This window comes from Sinomicrobium endophyticum, from assembly GCF_052983315.1.
In genome coordinates this window covers 1-16,442 of sequence record NZ_JBRKIS010000006.1, presented here as the reverse complement: position 1 = coordinate 16,442, position 16,442 = coordinate 1, and the positions used below count along the sequence as shown (strand labels likewise).

At 39.3% G+C, this 16,442-nt stretch carries 15 protein-coding genes; 4 read left to right on the top strand and 11 right to left on the bottom strand.

Features of this window, described 5'->3' with window-relative positions:
• Positions 1 to 273 precede the first annotated feature (273 nt).
• Entirely contained in the window at positions 274 to 633 is a 360-nt protein-coding gene (locus tag ACVBDU_RS01890; RefSeq protein ID WP_447178089.1) for a winged helix-turn-helix transcriptional regulator, read from the bottom strand.
• Positions 634 to 792: 159 nt separating this feature from the next.
• Between ACVBDU_RS01890 and ACVBDU_RS01885 the strand changes: the two genes are divergently transcribed.
• Positions 793 to 1,323 carry an NAD(P)H-dependent oxidoreductase gene (locus ACVBDU_RS01885; protein WP_447178088.1) on the top strand — a complete coding sequence of 177 codons (531 nt, stop codon included), beginning with the start codon at positions 793 to 795 and terminating at the stop codon, positions 1,321 to 1,323.
• Positions 1,324 to 1,382: 59 nt separating this feature from the next.
• Here the strand turns inward: ACVBDU_RS01885 and ACVBDU_RS01880 are convergent, their stop codons facing one another.
• The gene (locus ACVBDU_RS01880; RefSeq protein WP_447178087.1) at positions 1,383 to 1,853 is read right to left on the bottom strand and encodes a GNAT family N-acetyltransferase; all 471 of its coding nucleotides are present in this window, start codon (positions 1,851 to 1,853) and stop codon (positions 1,383 to 1,385) included.
• Positions 1,854 to 2,048: 195 nt separating this feature from the next.
• On the bottom strand, positions 2,049 to 2,681 hold the full coding sequence (locus ACVBDU_RS01875; RefSeq protein ID WP_447178086.1) for a DUF2306 domain-containing protein: 633 nt from the start codon (positions 2,679 to 2,681) through the stop codon (positions 2,049 to 2,051).
• A 449-nt stretch (positions 2,682 to 3,130) separates the two neighbouring features.
• On the opposite strand from ACVBDU_RS01875, the gene ACVBDU_RS01870 reads away from it, so the two are divergent.
• A complete protein-coding gene (locus ACVBDU_RS01870; protein ID WP_447178085.1) occupies positions 3,131 to 4,000 on the top strand; it encodes a sigma-70 family RNA polymerase sigma factor in 870 nt (289 codons plus the stop codon).
• A 404-nt stretch (positions 4,001 to 4,404) separates the two neighbouring features.
• Here ACVBDU_RS01870 and ACVBDU_RS01865 read toward each other — a convergent pair whose 3' ends face one another.
• The 3 genes from ACVBDU_RS01865 to ACVBDU_RS01855 all read right to left on the bottom strand — a co-directional run bounded on the left by ACVBDU_RS01865 (position 4,405) and on the right by ACVBDU_RS01855 (position 6,857).
• On the bottom strand, positions 4,405 to 4,737 hold the full coding sequence (locus ACVBDU_RS01865) for a hypothetical protein (RefSeq protein ID WP_447178084.1): 333 nt from the start codon (positions 4,735 to 4,737) through the stop codon (positions 4,405 to 4,407).
• Positions 4,738 to 4,770: 33 nt separating this feature from the next.
• Positions 4,771 to 6,480: a HEPN domain-containing protein gene (locus ACVBDU_RS01860; RefSeq protein ID WP_447178083.1), complete on the bottom strand. Its 1,710-nt coding sequence runs from the start codon at positions 6,478 to 6,480 to the stop codon at positions 4,771 to 4,773.
• A 104-nt stretch (positions 6,481 to 6,584) separates the two neighbouring features.
• Positions 6,585 to 6,857: a hypothetical protein gene (locus tag ACVBDU_RS01855; RefSeq protein WP_447178082.1), complete on the bottom strand. Its 273-nt coding sequence runs from the start codon at positions 6,855 to 6,857 to the stop codon at positions 6,585 to 6,587.
• Positions 6,858 to 7,350: 493 nt separating this feature from the next.
• On the opposite strand from ACVBDU_RS01855, the gene ACVBDU_RS01850 reads away from it, so the two are divergent.
• Positions 7,351 to 7,605: a helix-turn-helix domain-containing protein gene (locus ACVBDU_RS01850; protein ID WP_447178081.1), complete on the top strand. Its 255-nt coding sequence runs from the start codon at positions 7,351 to 7,353 to the stop codon at positions 7,603 to 7,605.
• 72 nt (positions 7,606 to 7,677) lie between these two features.
• Positions 7,678 to 7,938 carry a helix-turn-helix domain-containing protein gene (locus ACVBDU_RS01845; protein WP_447178080.1) on the top strand — a complete coding sequence of 87 codons (261 nt, stop codon included), beginning with the start codon at positions 7,678 to 7,680 and terminating at the stop codon, positions 7,936 to 7,938.
• A gap of 224 nt (positions 7,939 to 8,162) precedes the next feature.
• On the opposite strand, the gene ACVBDU_RS01840 is transcribed toward ACVBDU_RS01845, so the two are convergent.
• From ACVBDU_RS01840 to ACVBDU_RS01820, 5 genes are all read right to left on the bottom strand, one after another.
• Complete coding sequence (locus ACVBDU_RS01840) at positions 8,163 to 9,053, bottom strand: RelA/SpoT-related domain-containing protein (RefSeq protein ID WP_447178079.1); 891 nt, start codon at positions 9,051 to 9,053, stop codon at positions 8,163 to 8,165.
• Positions 9,050 to 11,224, bottom strand: a complete 2,175-nt coding sequence (locus ACVBDU_RS01835) for an NACHT domain-containing protein (RefSeq protein WP_447178078.1) — start codon at positions 11,222 to 11,224, stop codon at positions 9,050 to 9,052. The genes ACVBDU_RS01840 and ACVBDU_RS01835 overlap by 4 nt, the downstream gene beginning before the upstream one ends.
• 397 nt (positions 11,225 to 11,621) lie before the next feature.
• Positions 11,622 to 12,176, bottom strand: a complete 555-nt coding sequence (locus ACVBDU_RS01830) for a GIY-YIG nuclease family protein (RefSeq protein ID WP_447178077.1) — start codon at positions 12,174 to 12,176, stop codon at positions 11,622 to 11,624.
• Between the two features lie 49 nt (positions 12,177 to 12,225).
• Positions 12,226 to 15,300 (bottom strand): DUF4236 domain-containing protein, encoded by a 3,075-nt coding sequence (locus ACVBDU_RS01825; protein ID WP_447178076.1) that lies wholly within the window; start codon positions 15,298 to 15,300, stop codon positions 12,226 to 12,228.
• A 295-nt stretch (positions 15,301 to 15,595) separates the two neighbouring features.
• Entirely contained in the window at positions 15,596 to 16,429 is an 834-nt protein-coding gene (locus ACVBDU_RS01820) for an IS5 family transposase (RefSeq protein ID WP_447177729.1), read from the bottom strand.
• Positions 16,430 to 16,442 lie beyond the last annotated feature (13 nt).

Sequence of the window (16,442 nt, the reverse complement as noted above, 5' to 3'; positions counted from 1 at the left end):
TATACGTATAAAATGAATAGGTGTTTCAAAAGAACCTGACTTTGTGGGCTTTGTGAAAAACTTTGAGTCCTTTGTGGTTTTCCCTGTCACGGGTCTTATGTTATCACAGAGATTCACAAAGCAGGCACAGACCTGCCTGGCCGGCATAGGCAGGGTTGCACAAAGTATTGTAGAGAAATTAAATGTATAGCTCAATTAGGTTATTTAGTGAACACTCCATAACTATGGCAATTTCATTGTCCTTTAGTCTCCGGACTTGCAGTCCGGAGGGGCTTATTTTACCGTTTCTTTGTGCTTAGCCCCCCATTTTTTCAGCATGTCCAATATGGGTACCAATTGTTCCCCGATCTGCGTAAGCTCGTACTCTACCCGTGGCGGCACTTCGGCATATACCGTTCGTTTTACCAGGCAGTTGTCTTCCATTTTCCGCAAATGCAGGGTGAGCATGCGTTCCGTAATATTCGGCATTCGCCTGCGCAACTCACTGAAACGCAGTTTTCCCCCGGCCAGGTAACAGCATATGGCTATGGTCCATCGTCCGCTTATGAGATTGGCAGCGTAGACCTCTTCACATTCCGTATCCAGTATCTGCCTATTCTCGTAATTCGTGGAAGTCTTCTTTATTTTACCCATACTTACATTTTTGTTCGTACCACACAATAGGTTGCTAATATACGTAATACATAGTTCAATTTGTAATTTTACTGCCGTAGAAAACCTGGTTTGACATGCAGGTATTCTGTCTCTTATTATGGAACTAAAAGTATAATTTAAAAACCGAAAGTAAACAACATGAAAACACTGGTTATAATCATTCACCCCGATCCGGAAAGTTCTGCAGTTAACAAACGCTGGAAAAACGAACTGGAAAAATACCCGGACACCTATACCCTACATGATCTCTATGCCCGCTACCCGGACGGGAAGATCGACGTGGAAAGCGAACAGCGGTTATTGGAAAAATTTGACACCATTGTATTCCAGTTTCCCTTTTACTGGTTCAGTTCCCCTCCCCTTTTCAAACAGTGGCAGGACGATGTGCTTTCCCACGGATGGGCCTACGGCAAGGGCAGTCCGTACAAGCTGGCCGGTAAAAAGATGGCCCTGGCTATATCTGCCGGTATTAACGAGGAAGATTATAAGTCTTCGGGAAGGTACAAATATACCCTGGCACAACTTACCGCCCCGCTCGAGCTCACTTTTGCCTATATCCGTGCAGATTACCGTCCGCTCTTCGCTTTTTACGGCACAGAACACAACGGTACACCGGAAAGAATAGAAGAAAGCACGCTGGAGTATATGAACTTTCTCCAAAATTTATAGTGTGATATGAATGGCCGTAGCTTCTCCCGGGAAGCTACGGCACCTATAATGCAGAATAACTACCCTAGCAGGATTTCCATATACACAGCTCCTTCCATCGGGTTATAACGATAGGGTGCTATTTCGTAGAATCCCGCCTTCCTGTAGAGTGCTATGCCCGCTTTCATACCTGCCAGGGTGTCCAGGCGCATCTTTTCATATCCTAATTTTCTCCCCGTCCGCAGGGCTGTGTTCATTAATTCGAGACCCAATCCTTGTCCTCTGGTTTCGGGCTTCAGGTACATTCGTTTAAGTTCGCATATGTTATCTTCCAGTTTCCGGATGGCCACGCATCCCAGGGCGGCACCTCCCGCACCGAATACGATCAAAAGAGCGCCTTCCGGAGCAGAATATTGGCTTCGAAGGTCTTCCACTTCTCCGGCAAAATTCTGAAACTCCAGGTCTATACCAATGGAAGCGGCGTATTCTTTAAACAATTCCGCCCCGGTATTATAATCCCTGTCAGATTCTGCCTTTTTTATTTCCATCATAAAACACAGGGTTTAAGTACAGGCAATTTAAGCAGGTTCCTGTAATTATCCCGGGAAAAATTATAAAAAACAGGTCCCGGAGTTCTAATACATAATCCTCGGGGAAAGCCCACGAGATATGCAACGGAAGAAAGTTTATTTTTAGTTCGATAAAACTTAGACAGTTCCCTAATCTCTCTCAAAAACCCCACATTTTCATCTTTCCTTCCACCTGAGATCATTCTTTACGGTACTTTTACTCTTCACCATAAAATAAGCCACGATAAGGTTCGGTACCCAGGCGAGCCAGGCTACAATACGGTAAGCATCCACGAAATTGCCCAACAGTATTTCCAATAACGGCAGCCATACTCTCAGCGTTACCGCCGCAAAACAGCATGCGTAACTATATATCATAAACTTTCCGTGCCTATCTATCTGTCTTTTCCTCGCCGCATCAAAGCCCAACACTGTAGTGGTTAACCAGACCACGCTCAGCGAAATAAACCCGGATGCCGGGATAATACCTCCCGTAGCATAAAAACCGATAAAAAATCCGCATAGACCACTGATCAGTACCGAAAGCACATAGACCTTCCCTATTTTCCTGTGCAATCCTATATTTCTTTGTCTCCATTTCGCACCAAATTGTAGCCATCCCACAAGGAGAGCCAGTCCGCCAAAAGCAATATGGCCATAGAAACCGAGGTTATACAACCCGGAACTCAAAAGTTCCTCTGCCTTTGACCCCAACAATCCGAAATGGTTATCATTCATAAAATAAAGAGCGGGATACAACCCTATGAGAACAGATAATATACCCAATATAATCCAGACAGCTTTTTTCATTTTTGGCCGGTGTTTGCTGCATTAGTCCAAAAATAGCCGGAAATGTTACATTTTAAGCCTCTAAAATACTATGTATGAGACATCCGGAAATTAAACCTGTTTGCCACGGATACAGGTTAAACTTCTGTGTATCCGCACCTGAAATAGGTAAATACATTAAGAGACTGTCTAAGACCATTCTTTGCTTAAATCAAAATGTTTTTAAGGTAATTTGGAAATAAACAGGTTTATACGGAATTTAAGGAGTACCTTTAAAGGATATAAAAAATTCATTTAGAAACCTTTTCTATCGCCACTTAAAAGCAACACTACCTCTTAAGAAGAAAAGTATTTTAAAGACCATTACCTGCAATGCTAAACGCCCGGAACACCTGAAAGCAGTAGTGGCCCCCTGAAAAACTCCGAATGATAACCGGTAATAATATTTTACCTATTTCGAGAAGACATCTATGAGACAATTAAAAATATCCCGCCAGATCACGAACAGAAAGGATTCTACGCTGGACAAGTACCTGCAAGATATTGGCAAAATAGCATTGATAACCAGTGAACAGGAAGTGGAACTGGCCATAAAAGTAAGGCAAGGGGACCAGCAGGCCCTAAATACCCTGGTCCGGTCGAACTTGAGATTTGTGGTTTCGGTGGCCAAACAGTATCAATTCCAGGGATTACCGCTTTCCGACCTCATTAACGAGGGAAACCTGGGGCTCATTAAAGCCGCCATGCGATTTGACGAAACCCGGGGATTCAAATTCATTTCCTACGCAGTTTGGTGGATCCGACAGGGCATGATACAGGCCATTAACGAGAATGCGCGAATTGTAAGGCTCCCGTTAAATAAGATAGGGGTTATCGGCAAGATCAACCAGGCTACCGTATTCCTGGAACAGGCTTTTGAACGGAAACCTTCTTCCGAAGAAATATCCGAATTCCTGGAAATTTCCGTTTCCGAAATTGAAACCTGCCTGGAAAACTCCGGAAGAAGCCTCTCCCTGGATTCTCCTTTCGACGAAGGAGAAAATGATAGCGGTAACTTATATGCCGTTATAATATCCCCGGATTCTCCCGATCCTGACGGAGGCCTGATGGACGCATCGCTGCGATCGGATATCGGTAACTTACTCAAAACACTCTCCGCAAGGGAAAGGGAAGTTATGGTACAGTTTTACGGACTCCAGGGAAAGGCACCCGAGCGGTTAGAGGAAATCGGCAACCGGATGAACCTGACGAGAGAACGGGTACGGCAGATAAAAAATCACGCTATCCGGCAATTAAAAGCTTCGGATATCTCCATGTCTTTGTTAAAGTACCTGGGGTGATAAGCCGGGGGTTTCGATACAGCGGCCTGAAGGCCGCCACTCTACCACCTCCGTGAAGTTCTAGTACCTTGAAAAGGGGCTAAAAATCCAAAACAACTACAAAAAGCCTAAGCGAAGGCTCGGTAATATGAAAGGGATGTAAAAGATATCATTCATAGTCCAGTATTACCTTATAACAAAAACCTCCCGGTTTAGCGGGAGGTCGGGTGGCAGGGCTTTGATGCGGAAAGATTAAAATATGAAGATAATGGCCAGGACGGTCATTATCAAGGCCCCGGCTATAATGCCTAGCAAAAAACAGGTGACAGGCAGCCGCAGCCAATTGGTAGCCCTGAGGTTTTTGGTATGGTTATTATGATCTGTTGAAGTCGACACCACTAATCTTTATCTTCGTCTTCTCCCTGTTACTTCGTCTTCTCATTCCTATAAATTAACATACAATGTGCTTCGTTTAAAAACTGGCTTTCCGGAACAGGCAACATCCGCATGGCCAGCCGTAAAATATTGTTAATGCTGTTCTTCATATCTACCTCCAAAAGTTCGCCGGAAGTAGCTTCTTTCTCCGTAGCAATAATGCATAAGTTAAGAAGGTCGGCTATGAGCAACATATGTTCGGTATAGCCGGATACTTCTATTTTCATTTCAAAATTGTCTGTTTCCGTATTGTATTTTAAGGTTTCGAAATGCTTATATGCTTTCTCCCGCAGGAGGTTAAATAACCTGGTTTTCTGTTCCATATGTATTGGTTTTTATTATTATTAGTTCTACTCCTACTCCCCTGATATTATATTTAACGGGGTGTACCCCGGTAGTTCCGGCATTTCTACAGGTTCTTCGCGTACGTAATGCAGTTTTTTTAAACGTTCCAGTTCCTGTTCGGCTATTTCCCTGGCGTTGCTCATAAAGCCGTCAACCACACCATAGGCTTTCTCCACGTCTTTCCTACTGATACCGGCGTTTGTCCGGGAGCGTATGATGCGGTGACCGTAGCACAGCAGGTGAAACAGGTAATGCTCCCGGTAGGAGGTTTTCGGGAAAAAGCGGTCCGGGAGTTCCGTAAAGTGGCTGCACAGGTGCAGCAGGTAATCCAGCGCGTAATGCCTGGGCTTAAACTCCCAGAATACAAACAATAGTCCCAGGCATACCTGTTCTAGGGCATAGCCGAGTACGGCCACCCTTGCGGCGGCATCTTCCGGGTATTCATCCTGTTCTATAGTGCTATGTATATAGGTGGCATGGCGCCAATGGCTTTTCCACTTTTTGTATATCTGTTTCCACATTTTGGGGTGCCTTGCCGGGCTGAAATGAAAGTTTTCAGGATTCTCTCCCTTGTAATACGCCAGCGGTGTGCCCATAATGGTACGGGACAGGAAGTTATGCCCGCGGTCTACCTTATCCCATGCTTTTCCGACATCATACACTATAGGATATACACAGCAGGGTTGCGACAGGCCCTCTCCTGCTTCTTCCAGCAAGGTATACATGGAGGGCGTCCAATGATCCTCTACGAGTATCAGCAAAGTGTAGGCCGTTAGCTCCACGGGAGCGTAGTGTGCGGGTTGCATAAATACCTGCTGTGTGTGCACCTCTTTTCGCTTGCCCATCACATAGATGGCATAGGGGGTTATGTATTGCTCTAGCTGTGCTATAAGTTCCTGCAAGAGTGTATCTTCCTCCAAAGGGTATTCTGCTACACCGTTGTACCGTGTGGCCTGTTGCGGGGATTTCAGCCCCTTCAAACGGTAGTTGTACCGTTTTTTCAGCAGGGTTTCTATCTGCTCTGCCTGTTGGTGGATATGGGTAAGCTGGTGGTCCGTAATATGGTAGTCGTTGCGGTAGCGGCTGGCTATGTAGGCTTCGTCCAGTAGTTTCAGCAGCAGGGCCTCTTCTTCGGTTTCCGTATTAAAAATACGGCCCAGTTTGGGGGCGTAGGGCCTCAGGTTGTTTTGTAGTTCTTTTATGCTATGGCTTTTGCGTTCCTTGCCCATGATAAAGAGCGTGGCAAAACGCAGGCTGATCTCTACATACTGGTGCAGCATCAGGGCGGCGTGCGGGCGGTACTGGTCTCGCTTGTAATACTGTGCCCCTTCCAGGAAAGCACGGGCTTTTACCGTTTCGTTGGTATAGCGGACCTTTAGATGGTTTTTTACCACCTCGTCTACCGTATAGGGCAACAGCCCGGGGGCATCTTCCGTAGCCTTATAAACCAGTTTATGCGGCAGGCAGCCGTGTATAAAAAACAGGTTTTTATCTTTTAGCTGCTCCTCGGCATAGTCCATATCAAAAATGCGGTAACGGTAGGCGGTTTCCTCCTGGAAGATACGGCCTACGGTGGTAGCCAGTTCTGTAGTAAGTGCAGAGCAACGGCCCCGCAGCAGGATGATAAGCAAACTCCCCTCCTCTATATCTGTTTGGTAGATGTACTGCACCTCTAGGAGTTGTACCAGCTTTTGCGTAATGTCTCGTATGGGTAAAGCCATAATTTTCGTTTTAAAAGGTTAACAAAAAAGTATACGGAGGTAGCGGGTATATCATGTAGTGTAAGCGTGTTTCCAGGTTTGGGGTTTTCTGAACAGGCCGGGTATCAGGGAGCATCTTCGCCAACGCAGAGCAGCTTTCCGATAAGCATCAATACCTTATGTATCTGCAACTTACATCGTTCCTCTCCCGAATCCAGTAGGGTATCACACAGCCCTATCAATGCACCGACCGATTCTATATAGTCCGTAAAGCTGTCCATATAGAAATATGGTAACTGCAACTTGTCTTTAAACTCCGGGTGTGGTCTTAAGGCTGGTATGTGGTCTGTGACGTCCTCTTTGAGGTGGTGCAATAGTTTCTTTGGGTTGGTATTCATGGCGTTTTGTTTTTTAGTGATTTGTGTAGCGGTAGCGGGTATACGGACGTAGCGGTAAAAGAAAGGAAAAGGCGTCCCTCTTCCTTTCGTACTACCCCAAAATAACAGGACATACCGCCCTGTTAAGCCTTGTTTGGCGAAAACTCCAAAAAGATCTTACAGAAAGCATTGCTTATAGTGCAGAAGAGTTACCGGAAATAAAATAGGCGTGGAACTCGACTTATCAAACAGAGGTACTGGCATACCGTGCAACGATAAGTGAGCCCACGCCCGGGTCGTGAGCTATTATCACTTATAGTCTCGTTGCAATGAAAAGTGCCAGTTTTCTGTTTGAGACACAAAGCGAATAGCTTCTAATATTTTTTTGCTTTTAGAAGTATCGCAAATGTATGTATTTGCACCAAATATAATAAAAAAATCTTTATGCAGGCGAATTCACTCACGATATTTTATTTAAAACTTTAGAGATTGTTCCGTAAATGAAAAAATTACTATGGATTCCGAATATCAAAAAGAAGAGTTTTTACACTTATTTGGCCAGCAGATTGATAAAATACGTGAGATAAAAGGATATAGCTATAGAGATATTGCTACGAGAAGCAAGTTAAGTGCAAGCGATATAAGCAAATTTGCAAAAGGCAGGGTTAATATAACTTTATCTTCCATTATGGAACTTGCCAAAGGCTTAAATGTACATCCAAAAGAGTTATTTGATTTTGATGTACCAATGGAGACAGAAAGAGGTTAAACACTTCTAAACTGGTGCTCATTTGCAACCAGTACAAGACAGCTTTAGGCATTTTGCCATAAATACACGGTTATGCTAGATGATAAGAAGAAAAAAGAGTTCATTGTTAAGTTCGCCCAAAAGTTAGGAGAAATAAAAAAATCCAAAAACTTAAGTTTCCGAAAAATTGCTGCAAACTGTGATCTAGATGCCAGTTTTATTAGTAAAATAGAGAAGGGTACTGAGAATATTACTTTGGAGACTATCCTTAATCTTTTGTATGGTTTAGATGTGCAACCCAAAGAATTATTCGATTTTCATGTGGATTTGAAGAAAGATGATGTTAGAAGGTAGAGAGATTAATAAATGAAGGTGTGCCTTACCTAATTTGTAGCCTTCTCTAAAATTGGTAAGGCTACAATCAAATCTCCTTCCCTACTACCATTCATCAAATTTATTAAACTCCAAATTTAGGATTTTTTAATTTTCAGGATAGGTAGAGAAAATAGCCTGAACGGGCACAACTCACCAATGATCGGTTCTCTTTACATAAATTATTCTCCCCCCATGAGTACTTATTAACTATATGTAGTTCTTATTAATTCTGGCGTAACTTCTAAGAGCTTCTCATTTTTTAATTCAATGACATTTAATAAATATAATAAGTTGTTGAAGTTCATAGGTAATGACAAATCCAAATTGGACATTTTTAGTAAAAATGTCGTTCTATCAATTTTAAGAATTTGTTTACCAATATAGTTATTCTTATTTAGAGTGTCAATTAAATCACTATTTAAACTGGACAATTGAAACTGTAATCTAAATTTGTTTCTTAATAATGCCTCCCAATTTTTACTTTTAAAATGTTGATATGATAATTCATTAAATAGATTTTTTAGAGCTATATCATTAGTTTCTAAACTAGCATATATTCCATTTAGAAGTCTTTCGCTTTCCTTATGCTTTGACCAATCATTTTTGCATTTATACCGTAAACTATGATCTATTTCGTGCCATCCTTCTGATAGCATAGTTCTTAACTGAAGTTCGAAAGTATTATCTATCAAATTGAAATGAGTGTTCCTAGAAGTTGAATTGACTTCGTTGAAAATTTTGATTTGTCCCTCATCAAATTGACAAATTATATTGGTTCTTTTAGGTTTAAAAACAGTTAATTCAGGTTCGTCAATTTCTTCATCAACGAACTCAAATTTATGATTTAAAATTTCTTTTACAACCTCAATATCATCCTTGAAATAGGTTACTATTCTAACACCAATAATATCTTGAATCTTTTTACCATTTTCTTGATATGGTTTTCCTTCGCCTCGCTTTCTTTCAATTTTCTCAAATATAGATTTCTCATCTTTAGTTCGAACAAAAATCCTATACAACAACCCAATTTTGTCCAATTCATCAACTATTTTTTGATGAATTTGCTTTTCTATCATTTGAAAACCTGCAATCATTTATTGTTAGTGTGTTTTAAGTGATAAATTGCCTCTCGTGTAATGAATCCAACATCATCCTTAAAATTCAAGTAGTTTTTACTTTTTAAAGAATCAATAACTTTATTAATTTCTTTATCTGGATAATCACTAAGTAATTTTTTAATATGAGAAAATTTACGCGCTCGTGTTTTTATTCCATCTACTTGAAAAAAATGTTTCAAAACTGTTTCTTCAGAAAGAGCTTGCTTTAAAATTTCTTCATCGGAATTATCATCTTGACTTTCAAAGAGGTTAAGAACATTCGTAACAAAATCATCATTTGAGTTACAAGCAAATAATGCAAAATCACTATAAGGTTTGTTAATATTAGTGTCAATAATTGAGCAATCATAAAATGAGCAATTTTGAAAGGACGTATCAAAAAAAACTTTCACATCAAACACACAACTATTAAATATAACAGAAGAAAAGGCCGATGATTCGAATCTACAATTCTCACTAAAAATTAGTTCTGTTAATTCTCTATCAAAAACAAAAAGATTTTTGTACAATCGATTTGGTCGCCTCGAAAAAATATAATCTAAATAAAAATAAAAATCAATACTGTAATTAAAATTTTCATCATTATAAATTGACCATAAAGTATTTTTTTTTTCTATACTTTGAATTTTAAATGAATCAATTGATTTAGTTGCAAAATCTTGAGGGATTATTTTTTCAAAATCTTCATAATGTTCTTGATATTTTTCAAGAATTAAATTTTCGCCCACGAGATGTCCAAAAATAAAATCATTTATAATTCCAACATCCCCATTAGGTTTTCTATCAAGGAAGACATGGTTTGATAGAGTTTCTATTAAATCCTCTATTGAAGGTTTTTCTTCAGGTATATAAAGTTGAAGACTACTCTGCAATAGCTTTTGATTATAGTCCTTTATAAAATCTTTAATCGTTTCTTTAGATTCAGCAGTAATATTGTACTCAGTCATAAACCGTACTAATTTCCTAAAAATCCTTAACTGGTCTTCATTGTTTAATTTTAAATTTTGCCTTTGTTGTTCCCTTTTTAGTAAGTAATCAAGATATTTATCTATTAAAGCTCCTTCATCAGTTTTGTATACATAACTTTTTAAAATATCTAAAGAAATGTTTCTTAAATACGATAAAAGCACCGGGTTTGCTATTTGTATTACTGGAAAATTAGCATTATTTATAATTTCGATTCTTTCATTGCTTAACCAATTATCAATTTTGGGTTCTTTTATTTCAAATCGTGCAAGTGAAAATTCATTTTTAGAATCATAAATTGAGTTTAGGAATTCATCACTATTAAAAATGGCAGTTTTCCTTGATGTAATAATAATTTTCGCATCACCCTTTAACAATTCAATAATAGTCGTAAGCATACTTTCAACCTCTTCCTTATTACTGTCTTTAGAAATTAATTCGTCAAAGCCATCAATAATTAGAGGAATTCTTCCCTTAGTAATTTGCTCAATAACTATATTTTGCTTAATCCCGTTGGGAAATTGTTCATCAATTTCATTTAATAGTATATGCTTAAAAACTCTTGCTTCTCTATTTCTTGAAAGCTCAGTAAAAAAAGGAAGTTGCTTACATTCGCTAGGGGAAAAAGTATTAAGTATTTCATTAGCAGTACAAGTTTTACCAAATCCTGCAGGTGCTTCAATTATTATAAAAATAGCCCCATTAATCTTACTTAATAAACTATTTATTTTGTCAATCAAATTTATTTCTAACTCTAAATCATATGATTTGTTTTCTATGATATTTTTTGATTCATCTTGAAGTAGCAAATCAAATGAACTATTTATATATTTATATGTACTTCCTTCAGGTAAATTTTGAAGTTGTTTATTTACAAAGTGCTTATATCTATTTTTTAATTCATTTCCTAATGGAGTCTTAATAAAAAAACCTTCAAACAAGTATTCTTCTATTTCTTCAATATTTAAAAGTATTTTAACATCTGTTGCAAAGCCTAAATCAGAATACTCTTTTTTGATTTTGGAAATATCATAATCTTCATCAAATAATATAAACTCAGCAGCATGGTACATTCCATATCTTAAAGTATAAACTCTAACTTTATTATTCGATTGACTTGCTAATTGATAATTATAAGACAAAAAAAGCTTGTCTATATATTCTATTTTGTTTGATGTCATTCTTTTTTCTAAATTACACACAATACCCCATATACGCACAACTTACTATATTTAATACAATTTATTAGCATATATCATTATATATGGGTTAATACATATTGTCGAGATAGTTTCTCTCCTTTTTTAATAAATGCCTAATTTTAGAGAAATATACCAAATAATTTTACGGTTTTCCACATCTTGCAGAAAAAAACATGGATTTCTTTGGTTTTGTAAGGGAAAGATTAAGTAGGTTGTGTGATAAGCCGGGGCTTCGATACATTCCGGCGGAGCCGGAACACTCAGCCACCTTTGCTTTGGCTGTAAAAGTTTGTACATATTACATTGAAAAAAAACAAACGGAGGTGGCTGAGTGGTAGCCGCAGGTTGGTGTATCGAAGCCCCTGCCTTTTTCTACTTACAATTTTCCAGAAAGAGGAGAAATATTTTTTCTAATTGTTTTTTCTAAATAAGCTGCTATAAGATCGTAGTTTATGACATCTATTTTAAAATATTTGATCCGAAAAAGTTCTTCATTCAAGTTTCCCCTCCCTATTAGTTTTAATGCAAACGGAGGCCTGCCAAGTTCCGAAAAAATATGTGTTTCTAAACGTTTTCCCAGGTTCTTTGCTTTCCCTACATAAAGCGGAACCCATTCCTCGTTTTTCTTTCTTATATTTTCAAGTCTGTTTTCAACAATATTCGGAGTCCATTGGTGCAAATACCTTTTATCCTTTCCACCCCTAAATTTATTTTTAAATTCAGTTATCCATTCATCAAAACCCAATGAATTATCTCTTTTTATTTCAAAAATATAAATACCCTTTTTATTATTTAGTTTTTTACATAAACTTTTTAATTCTTCCTCCTTATCTCCTAAAGAAAATTGACCTAATAATTCTAATTCTTGTTGATTTATTATCTCATCCAGTTTTTTTAATTGTTCTGAAATCTCGTGATCTATGTTTTTCATAAAGTAATTTTAAGTAAGACTACAATTCTGCTTGGTTTTATAAGAGAAATTATCCCCTAATATCTGTATCTGTTATTGTTGTCAATATCTCTTTGGTTAAGTTGGGTTCCCTGGCAATTCTGTTAGCTTGCTGTTCTAAAGTTTTTTCAAAAACATTGCGAACAAATCGTCCATTGCCAAAAGATTTATCTCGTGCAACATAGGCAGTTTCTAATACCATTTTTAGTTTGGTTGTGGCTTCTTCTGTCAAATAATAGTCCAGTTTTTGACACTTGCTCATAAAAATATCGTAGAGCTCGCCCGGAGTATAATCGGGGAAATGGATATAACGGTTAAACCTGGATTTAAACCCGGGGTTGGTTTCTATAAAATTGGCCATCTCCCCGGGGTAACCTGCCAGGACCACCACCAGTTTATCGCGTTCGTCCTCCATACGTTTTATAAGGGTGGCCACAGCTTCTTTGCCAAAATCGTCCTTGTTTTCGCCTACCAGAGCATAGGCTTCATCGATAAACAGAATACCGCTTAATGCCGAGTTTACAGTATTATTTACTTTTACAGCGGTTTGCCCCGTGTATCCGGCCACCAGACCGGAGCGGTCGGTCTCTACCAGATGTCCCCCTGTTAAAATACCAAGGTGTTTATATATCCGTGCCACGATACGAGCTACGGTGGTTTTTCCGGTCCCCGGATTTCCGGTAAACACAATGTGGCAGGAAATGGAGGAGGATTGTAACCCGGACCGCTCCCTAGCCTTCTGTACCTTGATAAAGTTGATTAGGGTATTAATTTCAGCCTTTACCTCGTGCAGGCCAATAAGATCGTTGAGTTCCTGAAGCACTTCATCGAGGGTTTCGTTGTCATTACTTTTGGTAATATGCAAAGCCTTACTTTGTTTCTCGACGGGGTTGTGGGTGAGTTTATAGATATTCTTCAGTAGTTTTTCTTCCTTTTTGGTCACTACATTATCGGCCTTGGAAATAATGATGGCATAGCGGTAAAGAACGGTTGCATATTCTTCGAACAACTGGTTTTCCGTGAGTTTAAGGAAAGACGGGAAGCACAGGTTGTTTTGTATTTTGGTGGATGAAGTCACTTTATCATCCTCTGTTTCCCGGATAGCAATGCGTATCGGATTCTCCGTAGTGGCCATGTTTACTAGCTCGCGAGCCACTTTTTCATAAAGTCCTTTTTGATGGGCTAATGCTATGATGTTAAATTCCTGACCCAACATATCTCCTTCATTATCAGACAATAATTGACCCGTTGCCAATACCAGGCCTGTTGCTTCCAAACTCCGAGTAGCCAGTTTGCCCTCTGCCAGAATATTGGACGCCTGTATCATATCGTAAACAACACAATTGGCAATAAATTTTCTTATTTTGGTTTGTGAATGTGTTGTACCTATGCGTTGCAAAATAACTTCGTCGGTTTGAAGTTTCTGAATGAGTGAAAGCAGGGAACCTGAAAAATCTTTCAACAAGGTATAGTACGAATAGGAAAAATCATAGTGCCCCATTCCATTGAAATCGGTTGTGTTTTCCAGATCGGACCCCCTTATGGGACTTAGCAAAGAAAGATATGCGCGGAACTCGTTAGCAAATTTTTCGGCCAACTGTATATTGCTGATATAGTACACTTCTTTTAACCCACTGTTTGTCGAAAATTCAAACGCCCCGTATTCGACCACAGGTATTTGATAATTACCAACAAACCTCCTGTCGGGACTCCCGTCTTTGTTTACTTTGGCCCAGGTATAATCTATAATATGGCTATCAGACGGAATGGTCGACTCTTCTTCGAGAAAACGTTGCCGGTGAAAACGAAAACGTAATTCGCGTAAATCTATTAGCGTAATTTCACCCGTATAATGAACTTGTAGTAAAAAGGCAGGATAGATATACAAATTGTCTCCATCGGCATTTTCCAGGTGAAATGCCGGATGCTCACAGAGGATAAAATCGATATTGTCCAAGGTATAACTGACTTCTTTCCTGTCTATGGAAGTTTTTGCTGCTGATTTTGTTTCGGTAGTTGCCCTTTCTGAAACTATATCCCAGATTTTGTCAGCTTTGGACAGTTCCATATAGGTTTCTTTTACTACCTGATATTGTTCCCGGAATTCCTTGTCACTTTCAATATTAATATCTGCCTGGCTTTCTTCGTACTGGCCGTATAGATCCGTGAGATATTCATTACCTTCTTTAACTTCTGTTTGTAGTTTTTTTATAGTTTCCGGCTTGATAAAAAATTTTGAGATACCACTTTGTTTGCTTTTAAGCTTTTGTTCTAACTGTTTTGTTGTGGATTGTTGTTGCATGATCTCTCTTTTCAGCTCCTGCCTTTCCTGCCTGGCTTCCTGAATATGCGTTTTGAGTTCATCCAGGCTCGGACTGCTAGCGATAGACGTATTTCCTGAAATGGCATTCAAAGCCACAAAAGATAAAGCGGATACCGATTTTCCGGACAAAAATTGCCGAACCAGGTTGGTATCGTATTTATGGGAGGAGTGCATGCCGAAGCCTTTGTCGATGTTAGCTATTTTACCAAAACAATCACGACAGACCTGTCCGCCATCTTTAAGTTTTCCACCACCAAAATTGGGAGTTGTTGTAAAAGTTAAAGGAGTACCACAACCGGAACAATGCTTAACGATAGGGGCTGTAGTGATACCGTTATACTTTTGATCAAACCTGGTTTTGGGCATTGCCACAAAGATGATGATGTCAATAAACGAGGTGAATGTAGGAAAGAGTGTCCAGAAAAATAAAAGCGAGAGCACCCCTCTCCAGTACTGGCGAAGATAAAAATGATGTGCTCCGAAGGTTCCCAGCAATAAAGCAAGTACTATGGTGGTTGTCTTTGTCTTATACGACTTTGTGACATAATGGTTTTTTGGGATACCATCACCAACAGTAATACCGGGGTTACTCCCGTTTGTGCCTCCTATTTTTCGTCGGGAATAGATTCCTGTTCCGGGTATCCCGGTATTGAGATAGGCTCCGTTTTTGCCAAGATTTACATTGGCTCCCCTGGGACCCAACGTAGTACTGATACCATTTTTACTAAAGTTCAGATAAATACCAGGTAGTATTTTCTTTCGTTTCCTAAAGTTTATTGCCATTATATTACGCTTCTTCCTGCTGGAATAGTTATATAAAATAATTTTTTAGCTGATGTTTACTAATAATCTGCTACAATAACAACAAATTTTGGAATAATCAGAAAACCCGTATTACGGGTTCCCTCATGTGACAGCAAAAAAGAGTAATTTGTATGTTTTTCTATAGAAAAATTAAGTTGTTAATGACCAAAATTTCAGCTTACCCGGATCAAAGAATGAGAACACTTTTTGTTATAAAAATATCTTTAGATTCATTACAAATTTTTTAAAGCTTCTGCTTTTATAGTGAATTCGTTTAAACTTTTTTCTTTTTGATGGGTTTGAACTTTTTCAAAGCTAACACAATAAAAGCAAGATAGTTAAACCCTGTCCAGCTTGCCACGGTGGTGTCAAACCTGTTTAGTAATGACCGGAAACTGTCCATCCAGGCATTGGTTCGCTCGATGGCATATCGCTGGTCATAAAGTTCTTTGTCAAAATAGTCATCTCTGTCCTTGTCACTGTTACGCCTGTTGAAACAGATATTGGCATTGATTTCCTTTTGGGCACAAGCCTGTCGGAAATCCTTGGAATCAAAGCCCGCATCAGCATTGAGGAACAACCCATCCACACGGAGGTCAGCATCTTCCAGAGTACCAGTGACTACTTCGAACTGCACCTCAATGTTATACAGGTCGTTATGATTGCCGGCAACAGGTTCAGACATAGCTAAAGGTAGTCCCTGCCTTTCGCTAAGGTATAGGGCATTGGTGGTTTTGCGCTTCTTACGGCCTTGGTATTCCACTTGTTCCCCGCCCCTGATGGCCGAGGTGTGACTGCCATCCAGGTCCACACTGGAAAGGTCAAGTTTTGATTTATGGCGGTTGAGGAAGCTCACCCAACAGTCTTTCCAAAAACCGCACAAGCACCATTTCCGGTAATGGTAGTAAACCGATTGCCAACTTAGCACTTTACTGTCAAAAAGGGCTTTTACAGGCACTTGATGCCACTGCACACCGGTCTTGAGCTTGTAGAGGATGGCGTTAACAATCTCAACCAATGGAACGGTCGGGGCAAATCCTCGATGAGTTTTAGGTATGTAAGGAACTATTTCCAATTCTATCGTATCTTTGTCAAGTACAGAGTACATAAAGGGTTGGTTT

Bases quoted from the DNA above. Each gene is read 5' to 3' on its own strand.
- ACVBDU_RS01820 (WP_447177729.1), bottom strand. From the start codon at position 16,429: ATGTACTCTGTACTTGACAAAGATACGATAGAATTGGAAATAGTTCCT.
- ACVBDU_RS01840 (WP_447178079.1), bottom strand. From the start codon at position 9,053: ATGATTGCAGGTTTTCAAATGATAGAAAAGCAAATTCATCAAAAAATA.
- ACVBDU_RS01855 (WP_447178082.1), bottom strand. From the start codon at position 6,857: ATGAATACCAACCCAAAGAAACTATTGCACCACCTCAAAGAGGACGTC.
- ACVBDU_RS01865 (WP_447178084.1), bottom strand. From the start codon at position 4,737: ATGGAACAGAAAACCAGGTTATTTAACCTCCTGCGGGAGAAAGCATAT.
- ACVBDU_RS01875 (WP_447178086.1), bottom strand. From the start codon at position 2,681: ATGAAAAAAGCTGTCTGGATTATATTGGGTATATTATCTGTTCTCATA.
- ACVBDU_RS01845 (WP_447178080.1), top strand. From the start codon at position 7,678: ATGCTAGATGATAAGAAGAAAAAAGAGTTCATTGTTAAGTTCGCCCAA.
- ACVBDU_RS01885 (WP_447178088.1), top strand. From the start codon at position 793: ATGAAAACACTGGTTATAATCATTCACCCCGATCCGGAAAGTTCTGCA.
- ACVBDU_RS01830 (WP_447178077.1), bottom strand. From the start codon at position 12,176: ATGAAAAACATAGATCACGAGATTTCAGAACAATTAAAAAAACTGGAT.
- ACVBDU_RS01835 (WP_447178078.1), bottom strand. From the start codon at position 11,224: ATGACATCAAACAAAATAGAATATATAGACAAGCTTTTTTTGTCTTAT.
- ACVBDU_RS01860 (WP_447178083.1), bottom strand. From the start codon at position 6,480: ATGGCTTTACCCATACGAGACATTACGCAAAAGCTGGTACAACTCCTA.
- ACVBDU_RS01850 (WP_447178081.1), top strand. From the start codon at position 7,351: ATGGATTCCGAATATCAAAAAGAAGAGTTTTTACACTTATTTGGCCAG.
- ACVBDU_RS01880 (WP_447178087.1), bottom strand. From the start codon at position 1,853: ATGATGGAAATAAAAAAGGCAGAATCTGACAGGGATTATAATACCGGG.
- ACVBDU_RS01825 (WP_447178076.1), bottom strand. From the start codon at position 15,300: ATGGCAATAAACTTTAGGAAACGAAAGAAAATACTACCTGGTATTTAT.
- ACVBDU_RS01890 (WP_447178089.1), bottom strand. From the start codon at position 633: ATGGGTAAAATAAAGAAGACTTCCACGAATTACGAGAATAGGCAGATA.
- ACVBDU_RS01870 (WP_447178085.1), top strand. From the start codon at position 3,131: ATGAGACAATTAAAAATATCCCGCCAGATCACGAACAGAAAGGATTCT.